This window comes from Mycobacterium sp., assembly GCF_035653355.1.
Lineage (GTDB): Bacteria > Actinomycetota > Actinomycetes > Mycobacteriales > Mycobacteriaceae > Mycobacterium.
This window is the reverse complement of sequence record NZ_DASRBZ010000037.1, coordinates 1-8,008: the sequence shown is the minus strand read 5'-3', so window position 1 is coordinate 8,008 and position 8,008 is coordinate 1. Positions and strand designations below refer to the sequence as shown.

Below are 8,008 nucleotides of genomic sequence, written 5' to 3'. Positions count from 1 at the left end.
CGGTCAGCTCGTCGCCCACTTGCACGGCCTGACACGGCGCGCCGAGCTGCTCGGCGGTCTGCGGATCGGCGTACACCGCGGCGTCCGGGTTGGCGTCGATCAGCGCTGGCAGCCGCGCGGTGTCGACGTGGTCGGGGTGCTGATGGGTGATCAGGATCGCCGACAGTCCGGTGATGCCCTCGAAACCGTGCGAGAAGTTTCCGGGGTCGAACAGGATGGTGGTGTGGTCGAATTCAGCCAGTAAGCAGGAATGGCCGAAATGCGTCAGTTGCATGTCTACGATTGTGCGCTCATGGGGGTGTGCCGATGCGGCTAATCGTGGCGGCGATGCTGCTGGCCGGGGGCCTGGCGGTAGCACCGTTGTCCGCGCTGCCTGCGCTGGCTGACCCTGAGAGCTGTCCACCGGTGTGCGACCGGATCCCAGATTCAGCGTGGATCAATGCGGGGGCTGTCCCGCTGAGCTCGGTATACAGGTGGCCGACATTGTCCGGGGTGGCGGCGGCCATGACCGGGACCGGCACCACCCCGCAGTTCCGCTTCGAGGAACTCTGCGCCACACCGCCATTCGCGCGTGACTCCCGCGACTCTGCCGTCGCGAGCCGCGCCACGGTGGCCAACCCTCAAGGTCAGTGGCAGTTGCAGGCCCAGGTGCTGCATTGGCGCGGTGACACCGCGCGCGGTGGCCAAAATGCGTCTAGCGTGTTCAGCATCGCTGCGGCCGCGCTGCGCGGCTGCCAGCTGGGCGCGCCGAACCAGTCGCCGTCCATCACCGTCGACGAACCCAACCGGTTGGCCGCGGTGATCAGCGGGCCGGTTATCCTGCACACCTACCTGGTCGCCCAGCCCCAGAACAGCAGCATCAGCGAACTGAGCCTGTGGTCGACGGCGCCGCCGCAGACGCCGTGGCCAACGCTGTCCGACGGGCAGGTTCTCGACGCGATGAGCGGCCCGCTCTGCGCGGCCTACATCGGCTCTTGCCCATAACCGGCCGACACTGGTTCACCGGTAAAGTTGGCACCGAGCAGTCAGGTCCGACAGCGAGGAGCGCCCGTGGCCCGGGTGGTTGTGCACGTGATGCCCAAGGTCGAGATTCTCGACCCGCAGGGTCAGGCGATCGTCGGTGCGCTCGGACGGCTCGGCCACGCCGGGATCTCGAATGTACGGCAGGGCAAGCGGTTTGAGTTGGAGGTCGACGACACCGTCGACGATTCCCAGCTCGCCGAGATCGCGGAATCCCTGCTGGCAAATACCGTGATCGAAGACTGGACCATAAGCCGGGAACCGCAATGACGGCCCGCATCGGCGTTATCACCTTTCCCGGCACACTCGACGACGTCGACGCCGCCCGGGCGGTGCGCTTCGTCGGCGCCGACGCTGTCGGCCTCTGGCATGCCGACGCTGACCTCAAGCGTGTTGACGCGGTGGTCGTGCCGGGCGGGTTTTCCTACGGCGACTACCTGCGGGCCGGCGCGATCGCCAGGTTCGCCCCGGTGATGAGCGAAGTGATCGCCGCGGCAAGCCATGGCCTGCCAGTACTGGGGATTTGTAACGGTTTTCAGGTTTTGTGTGAAGCCGGGTTGTTGCCCGGAGCGCTGACCCGCAACGCGGGCTTGCATTTCATCTGCCGCGACGTGTGGCTGCGGGTGGCGTCGACGGCGACGGCGTGGACATCTCGGTTTGAGGCCGATGCCGACTTGCTGGTGCCGTTGAAGTCCGGCGAAGGCCGCTACGTCGCCCCGCAGCAGGTGCTCGACGAACTGGAAGGCGAAGGCCGGGTGGTGTTTCGCTACCACGACAACCCCAACGGCTCGCTGCGTGACGTCGCCGGCATCAGTTCGGCCAATGGCCGCGTGGTCGGGTTGATGCCGCATCCCGAGCATGCGATTGAGGCGCTGACCGGTCCCTCTGACGATGGCCTTGGACTGTTCTACTCCGCGCTGGATTCCGTTCTGGCAGCCTGATTTCAGGCCAGCTGCCGGCTAGCAGGTGGGCGCACCAATGGCAGCGCATGACTAGTTTGCTTATTGCCGAAAGGCTTGCAGGCGAGAGACTTTGGCTGCCGACCACAGTGTCGCCGTTGAGTAAGCTGTCCATCTGAAGTACTCGCCTTGGTATCCACTCCCTTATCGCTTGCCGGCAATCCCGCACGTTGACCACGCAGCGATCGGCAGCACGTCAACGTGGCTTCGGCAAGAGGGCGAGGTGCGAGATGTGGGCACAGATCTGTTCGAAAGTAGTAGCCGGATGTGCTGCCGGTGCGCGATGCTAGAAACTTGAGGGCCGAAGATCTCCAGAACCGGGATTTGTGGGCGCCCGTAACGCACCTAGCGTGGCCGCGGTGACGATCGCTGGCGGCGTGCCGGCCGGCCCATTACAGGAACGACGGAAGGATGGCTGTGAACGAAGAGCAACGCAACGTAATGGCGTCGGGAAATGGCTTTATCGCTGCGCTGGACCAAAGCGGCGGCAGCACACCGAAAGCACTCAAGCTTTACGGGATTCCGCAGGACGCATACGACAGCGACGAGCAGATGTTCGATCTTATCCACCAGATGCGCGAGCGTCTCATGTCGAGTCCCAGCTTTTCCGGCGACAAAATATTGGGAACCATTCTTTTCGAGCAGACGATGGACCGAACCATCAATGGCGAGGACACTGCGGCATTTCTGTGGAAGCAAAAGCACATCGTGCCGTTTGTCAAGGTCGACCAGGGACTAGCTGACGCTGAAAATGGTGTGCAGCTCATGAAGCCGATGACGAAGCTGGACTCCTTGTTGGATCGGGCAGTCGACAAGGGCGTTTTCGGCACCAAAATGCGTTCGTTTATTCAAGAGCCGAACGATGAGGGCATCAAAGCCATCGTCGACCAGCAGTTCGCCTATGCGCACAAAATCGTTGAGCGCGGACTCATGCCGATTATCGAACCCGAGGTCAGCATCAAATGCCCCGACAAGCCCAAAGCGGACAGTGCGTTGGTGGCGGCGCTCAGCACGAAGCTCGACGAGCTCACCGAAGGTACGCAGGTCATGCTCAAGCTGACTTTGCCCGACGAAGACGACCTCTATGCCCCGCTGATCGACCATCCCCGGGTCATGCGTGTGGTCGCCTTATCTGGTGGCTACAGCCTCGCGGAAAGCTGCGAAATCCTGGCCCGTAACCACCGCCTGATCGCAAGCTTTTCGCGGGCTTTGACGGAGGGCTTGACCGTCGACCAGACCGATGTGGAATTCAACGACAAGCTCCGTTCGAATATCGAGGCAATTTACAACGCCTCGGTGACGTAACCGGGGTCTAAAAGTTCACCGGACGCGGACGCGGCGCTATTACCAGCAATGCGCTGAGAAGCAACGCTCCCGTCGCCACCAGGAGAATGGTCCAGGCGCGGCGCATCGTTATGGCTGACTGGCATTGATCAACGAAGTTGCTTCCTGCCGCGTCAGCGATACCAGCCTGGGTCAAACTTTCATGGAAAGCGCTACCGCAATTGATTTGGAAGCCCCACTGGTCGAAGTCGGCGAGGAAGACGGGCAAGCGAAGTGCCACCAGGCCAACCGTCAACAGCGCGATGCCGGCCGCGAGGACGAACAAGCGTTGAGTCGACATATTAAGAAGTGCAGTCGTGATGGACATCGCTGACTTCTGACCCCGCTGGGAACGCTGGCCCATTTCTCGTGCCATTTCCCGGTCCATTCGGGCGGACTCGAGGAAACCCAGGTTCGGCAGAGTGTGTGGCCGGGCGTCAGCCTCCGGCAACGAGGCCGGACCGACGCGCGCGCCCTCCACCTCGTGCGTGTGGGTCCTGCGATCGATTGCGGGTCCAGCCGCGGCGGTCGAAGCGGCGTCGTTGTCGGCGGTAAGACTTGGCGACCGCCTGGCCATGTCGGCGGGTATTGGAACCTGCTCGACAACCACTTCTTCGTCGGTTTTTTGGGGCCGAGTCGCTACTGATACGGACATCGGGCGCCTCCCTCAGCGGTAGTGAGTTCAATGGCTATACTCAGTAAGCTAGCAGGTTGAGTTCAATAAAGCAACTGACTACACTGAGGGACATGCGTCAGACCAGCTTCGCCGATTTCCACTGCTCACTGGCCCGGAGCCTGGACCTGATCGGGGACTGGTGGACACCGCTGATAATCCGAGATATCGCTCTTGGTTTGGAACGCTTCGATGACCTGGCAGCCAACCTCGGCATCTCGCGTAATCTGCTGACCAACCGCCTGAAGGGTCTCGTCGAGGCAAACATCGTCGAGCGCGTTCGCTATTCTGAACGGCCGCCCCGCGACCGTTACCGACTTACCGCGGCCGGTCGCGACCTCATCCCGATTTTGATCGCGCTCACCGCTTGGGGCGACCGCTGGGCGGCGCCACCGGCGGGACCCCCCATGCTGTTCAGTCACGAAGGGCACCCCTGCACGCCGGAAGTGTGCTGCTCGACCTGCGGGAAGCCGCTGACCCGCGACACCCTCGACGTTGCGCTCGGGCCGGGCGCGGCTCCCGGACCGGGAACCCACCTGATCACCCGCCTTCTCCACCAGGAGCCAACCAACCCGCAGCCCTCAAGCGCATAGCTGCTCGCGATCAGACCGATTCGCGGTGTGGACGCCCAAATGACGTGGCCTGCCTGGTGTCTGTGCCTCCGGCGCAGCAGGCGACCGGTTCAGGTGCACCGAGCGGCCACGTCGTCACATCACTGCCGGTGGCAGAAACTTGTGGTCGATGAGCGACTGCAGCGCGTTGCGGAATGCATCCTCGGTGTCAACGGTTTTGGTGAATCCAGCCTGGCGCAGCTTGATGGTGCTCACAAAGGCACGTGGTCCTTCAGGTGCGCCGTAGGCGAATGCGAAGTCTGCGTGCTGGTCACCCTGGCCAACCAGTTCCCGCAGGCTCAGCGGGCGCAGGTCGTATTTGGCCACGATGCGATCCCATACGCCGGAATGGTCGTTGAGGTAGCCAGCCAGGCTCATCGGTGTATCGGGCCCGGCCTCGACGCCCAAGGTCTGGGCCAGTGCCGGCCACACATTGCGCCACTCAAAAACATCGCCATTCGTGACGTTGAACGCCTCGTTGGCTGCTTGCGGCGATTGCGCCGCCCACACCATCACGTCAGCGACGAGATCGGCGTCGGCTGCTTCCCACACGAACGAGGGGCCACCGGGGAAGCCGAAAGGTTCGCCGCTCTCACGCCGGATGGCGGCATAGGCACCGATCGCCGGAAGCACATTCAACGCACCCGGCGTCGCTCCGGTAACCAGTTGCGGACGTAGTGCCGTGTAGCCAAAGCCGTATTTGGCGCCTACTTCTCGCACGTAGTCTTCTTGGTCGAAGAAGAAGTTGTCATGATCGCGGCGGGCGTCACGTTCGCGCGCGGGGATCGGTATCGGATGCAGGTGCACGCCGTAGACCTTGGTGCCCTGCAGGATGCTGATGTGCTGAAAGTTTGTCGCGCTGTGCAGGATCGGCTCCACAACGTTGCGCAGCATGGCGTTGTTAGTGTCGATCTGCGTCTTGCTCGACCAACCGGAAACCAGCTGGGGCTGCTCGTAAAGCGCCGTGTAGGCGATATGGGTAACGTCGGTCAAGGGTTCGAACGCCGCGCGGGCCGCAGCCTCGTTCCTCAGGTCAACCGACAAGAACTCGATGTCGCGGCCGCTGAATAGCTCTGGTTTGCGACGCGACGCTCCGATGACCTTCCAACCCGTCGACAAGAACTTCTCGATAGCAGCCACCCCGAGTAAACCGCTCGCACCGGTGACCAGCACCTTGTGTGCCATAAAGATCTCCCTTTCGTGGTGCGCGAACAGCAGACGCTACGGGGCGATCGCTAACTGTCCACCGGTGGCCTGCACGATCGCGCCGTTGATATAGCTGGCAGCTGAGGAAGCCAGAAATGTTATGGCATTGGCGATTTCGTCGGCTTTGGCGGCCCGGCCGAGCGCAGTGAGGGCACCTAGCCCGTCGGTGAGGCCCGGGGAGGCAGCGGTGCCGGGAGTTTCCGTCGGCCCGGCCTGCACCGCATTTACCCGCACCCCGGACCGGCCGAACTCGTCGGCCCAGACCCGGGTCAACAACTCGATGCCGGCCTTCGTGGCACCGTAGATGCCGCCCGCACGCGCCGGAACAGCAGCCGCGACAGTGCTGAGATTCACAACGGCGCCATTGCCCCGCTCGGCCATACCCGGCACCAGTTGCTGTACCAGGATGTACGGGGCACGAAGGTTGAGGTCGACGTGCTCGTCGAAGAACGCATCGTCGGTCTCGGCGGTCGTGCCGAACTTATAGACACCGGCATTGTTTATCAGGATGTCCACTGGACCTGCCTCGGCCGCCAACCGGCGTACGTCATCGGGATCAGAGAGGTCGGCGGCGACGAAACGTGCCGTCCCCCCAGCGTTTTGGATTTCCTGCACCACCTTGCTGCCGCGTTCAGCGCTGCGGCCGTGTACCACCACTTCGGCGCCCAGGGCGCCGAGTTGCAGTGCGACCGCGCGCCCGATGCCCGCGGTAGCGCCAGTGACCAGGGCGCGCGAACCTTGAAGAGTTATTGCCATCGCAGCCGCCTCCTAAATGAACCACTGTGGACACTGTGGCGCATAGCACCGGCGCGTGCCCATTAATTCCGACCCCGGATCGCGGCTATGCATCTGGCTTATGAGCGTTATTAGTAGGCTGACGTAGCCAGTCGGTGTCGTAGAACGGCCACAGTTATGGAGTTGCGGGAACTAAGCGCCTTTGTGGCCGTGGTCGAGGAAGGTGGCATGTCGGCGGCGTCACGTCGCCTCCACATAAGCCAATCTGCGCTGTCGCAGACGGTCAGCGCCCTCGAGCGCGAGCTCGGAGTCACGCTGTTGGAGCGCGCCAGTACTGGCGTACGGCCGACCCAAGCGGGCGCGACATTACTCGCCGAGGCGCGTGCGGTGCTGGCTCGCTACCACCAAGCTGTCCGCACAATGGGCAGCTATCGCGCCGAGTCCGGAAACGTAATCAGGCTCGGCGTTCCCCTGGAGTTGGATCCCGATGTACTGCCCAGAGCGCTCGTCAAATTCGCAGTCGAGTCCCCACAGACGCGAGTGGTTCCGCGTCACCTGTCGACCGCTGCGCAATTCGCGGCGTTGCGCAGCGATGAACTCGACGTCGGTCTGGTGCGCGAACGTCCCGCAGGATCCGAATTCGATGCTTTACTGGTGGCCCGCGAAGACCTCGGTGTACTCCTGGAATCGACGTTGGCTGATCGGCTCGTCGGCCCCGACGGCGTGCGTCTCGATGAGCTTGCCGAGCTGGAGTGGGTGGGCTTCCCCCGCTCGAGCAGTCCGGCCTGGTATGACGAGTTGACCGGCATCTTAGGAAGCCATGGCATCAACATCGGTCCGCCGCCGCCCGAAGGTCACGAACTGATTGCTGCCGTTAAGTTCACCGCCGTCAGCGGCGGACACGCCTTCGCGCTGGCGCCGGGAAACCAGCTCAAGCCACTGCCAGACAATGTGAAGTGGGCCCCTTTGAGTGGTCAGCCGATCGTGCGCCGCACCTGGGTAGTGTGGCCTGCCGAATTGCGCCGCCGCGACGTCGCCCACCTCGTCGCGTCGTTCGAACTGCCGTCCGCGACCTGAACTAGGCGGTCAACGCAACCGAGGCCTCGCCGGTGTAGCACAAAAATGTCATCGTCTCCTGCAGGTAGAGCTGCACCGTGTCTGCGTCGTGGGACAGATAACCGATCGCCACGTCGGTGCCGAGCTGCAGGTCGAAGTCGCCGCCGCGGGTGGTCAGTACAAAGGCGCCGTCGATTGCGGGCGCCCAGATGATGTCGTTGTCGACCAGCCGGCGCAGATGCTCGCGGATCGGATACCCGTGTTCGGTGGTCTCGCTGACCTTGGTGTAGGCGTCGGCCGACAGCAGTACCGCATACGGGCCGTCCACCCCGGCCAACCGCAACTCGGACAGCGCCTGGCTGATCACGTCGGGGAAGTCGCGCACATCGGCGGGTAGCTGCAGCGCAGGATTGGAGCTCGCGCTT

General features: G+C 63.2%; 11 protein-coding genes. 6 read left to right on the top strand and 5 right to left on the bottom strand.

Annotated features, from left to right (window positions below; all coding sequences use genetic code 11):
* Positions 1–274: MBL fold metallo-hydrolase (locus tag VFA16_RS01120; RefSeq protein ID WP_324966045.1), on the bottom strand; the 274-nt coding region annotated here is incomplete at its 3' end.
* Between the two features lie 32 nt (positions 275–306).
* On the opposite strand from VFA16_RS01120, the gene VFA16_RS01115 reads away from it, so the two are divergent.
* From VFA16_RS01115 to VFA16_RS01100, 4 genes are all read left to right on the top strand, one after another.
* Positions 307–984 (top strand): ATPase, encoded by a 678-nt coding sequence (locus VFA16_RS01115; RefSeq protein WP_324966044.1) that lies wholly within the window; start codon positions 307–309, stop codon positions 982–984.
* Between the two features lie 66 nt (positions 985–1,050).
* Positions 1,051–1,290: a phosphoribosylformylglycinamidine synthase subunit PurS gene (gene purS / locus VFA16_RS01110; RefSeq protein ID WP_324966043.1), complete on the top strand. Its 240-nt coding sequence runs from the start codon at positions 1,051–1,053 to the stop codon at positions 1,288–1,290.
* Complete coding sequence (gene purQ, locus VFA16_RS01105) at positions 1,287–1,961, top strand: phosphoribosylformylglycinamidine synthase subunit PurQ (protein WP_324966042.1); 675 nt, start codon at positions 1,287–1,289, stop codon at positions 1,959–1,961. The genes purS and purQ overlap by 4 nt, the downstream gene beginning before the upstream one ends.
* 435 nt (positions 1,962–2,396) lie before the next feature.
* Positions 2,397–3,284 carry a fructose bisphosphate aldolase gene (locus VFA16_RS01100; protein ID WP_324966041.1) on the top strand — a complete coding sequence of 296 codons (888 nt, stop codon included), beginning with the start codon at positions 2,397–2,399 and terminating at the stop codon, positions 3,282–3,284.
* Between the two features lie 7 nt (positions 3,285–3,291).
* On the opposite strand, the gene VFA16_RS01095 is transcribed toward VFA16_RS01100, so the two are convergent.
* Positions 3,292–3,630 (bottom strand): hypothetical protein, encoded by a 339-nt coding sequence (locus tag VFA16_RS01095; protein WP_324966040.1) that lies wholly within the window; start codon positions 3,628–3,630, stop codon positions 3,292–3,294.
* Positions 3,631–4,049: 419 nt separating this feature from the next.
* On the opposite strand from VFA16_RS01095, the gene VFA16_RS01090 reads away from it, so the two are divergent.
* Complete coding sequence (locus tag VFA16_RS01090) at positions 4,050–4,568, top strand: helix-turn-helix domain-containing protein (protein WP_324966039.1); 519 nt, start codon at positions 4,050–4,052, stop codon at positions 4,566–4,568.
* 114 nt (positions 4,569–4,682) lie between these two features.
* Here the strand turns inward: VFA16_RS01090 and VFA16_RS01085 are convergent, their stop codons facing one another.
* Complete coding sequence (locus tag VFA16_RS01085) at positions 4,683–5,771, bottom strand: SDR family oxidoreductase (protein WP_324966038.1); 1,089 nt, start codon at positions 5,769–5,771, stop codon at positions 4,683–4,685.
* A 36-nt stretch (positions 5,772–5,807) separates the two neighbouring features.
* Positions 5,808–6,548, bottom strand: coding sequence for an SDR family oxidoreductase (locus VFA16_RS01080; protein ID WP_324966037.1), 741 nt, complete (start codon positions 6,546–6,548; stop codon positions 5,808–5,810).
* A gap of 156 nt (positions 6,549–6,704) precedes the next feature.
* Between VFA16_RS01080 and VFA16_RS01075 the strand changes: the two genes are divergently transcribed.
* Complete coding sequence (locus tag VFA16_RS01075) at positions 6,705–7,604, top strand: LysR family transcriptional regulator (protein ID WP_324966036.1); 900 nt, start codon at positions 6,705–6,707, stop codon at positions 7,602–7,604.
* A gap of 1 nt (position 7,605) precedes the next feature.
* Here the strand turns inward: VFA16_RS01075 and VFA16_RS01070 are convergent.
* Positions 7,606–8,008, bottom strand: a 403-nt coding sequence (locus VFA16_RS01070; RefSeq protein ID WP_324966035.1) for a family 1 encapsulin nanocompartment shell protein, incomplete at its 5' end; no start/stop codon positions are given.

Coding starts and splice junctions, on each gene's coding strand:
- VFA16_RS01075 (WP_324966036.1), top strand. CDS start 6,705: ATGGAGTTGCGGGAACTAAGCGCCTTTGTGGCCGTGGTCGAGGAAGGT.
- VFA16_RS01115 (WP_324966044.1), top strand. CDS start 307: ATGCGGCTAATCGTGGCGGCGATGCTGCTGGCCGGGGGCCTGGCGGTA.
- VFA16_RS01095 (WP_324966040.1), bottom strand. CDS start 3,630: ATGTCCATCACGACTGCACTTCTTAATATGTCGACTCAACGCTTGTTC.
- VFA16_RS01085 (WP_324966038.1), bottom strand. CDS start 5,771: ATGGCACACAAGGTGCTGGTCACCGGTGCGAGCGGTTTACTCGGGGTG.
- VFA16_RS01090 (WP_324966039.1), top strand. CDS start 4,050: ATGCGTCAGACCAGCTTCGCCGATTTCCACTGCTCACTGGCCCGGAGC.
- VFA16_RS01080 (WP_324966037.1), bottom strand. CDS start 6,548: ATGGCAATAACTCTTCAAGGTTCGCGCGCCCTGGTCACTGGCGCTACC.
- purQ (WP_324966042.1), top strand. CDS start 1,287: ATGACGGCCCGCATCGGCGTTATCACCTTTCCCGGCACACTCGACGAC.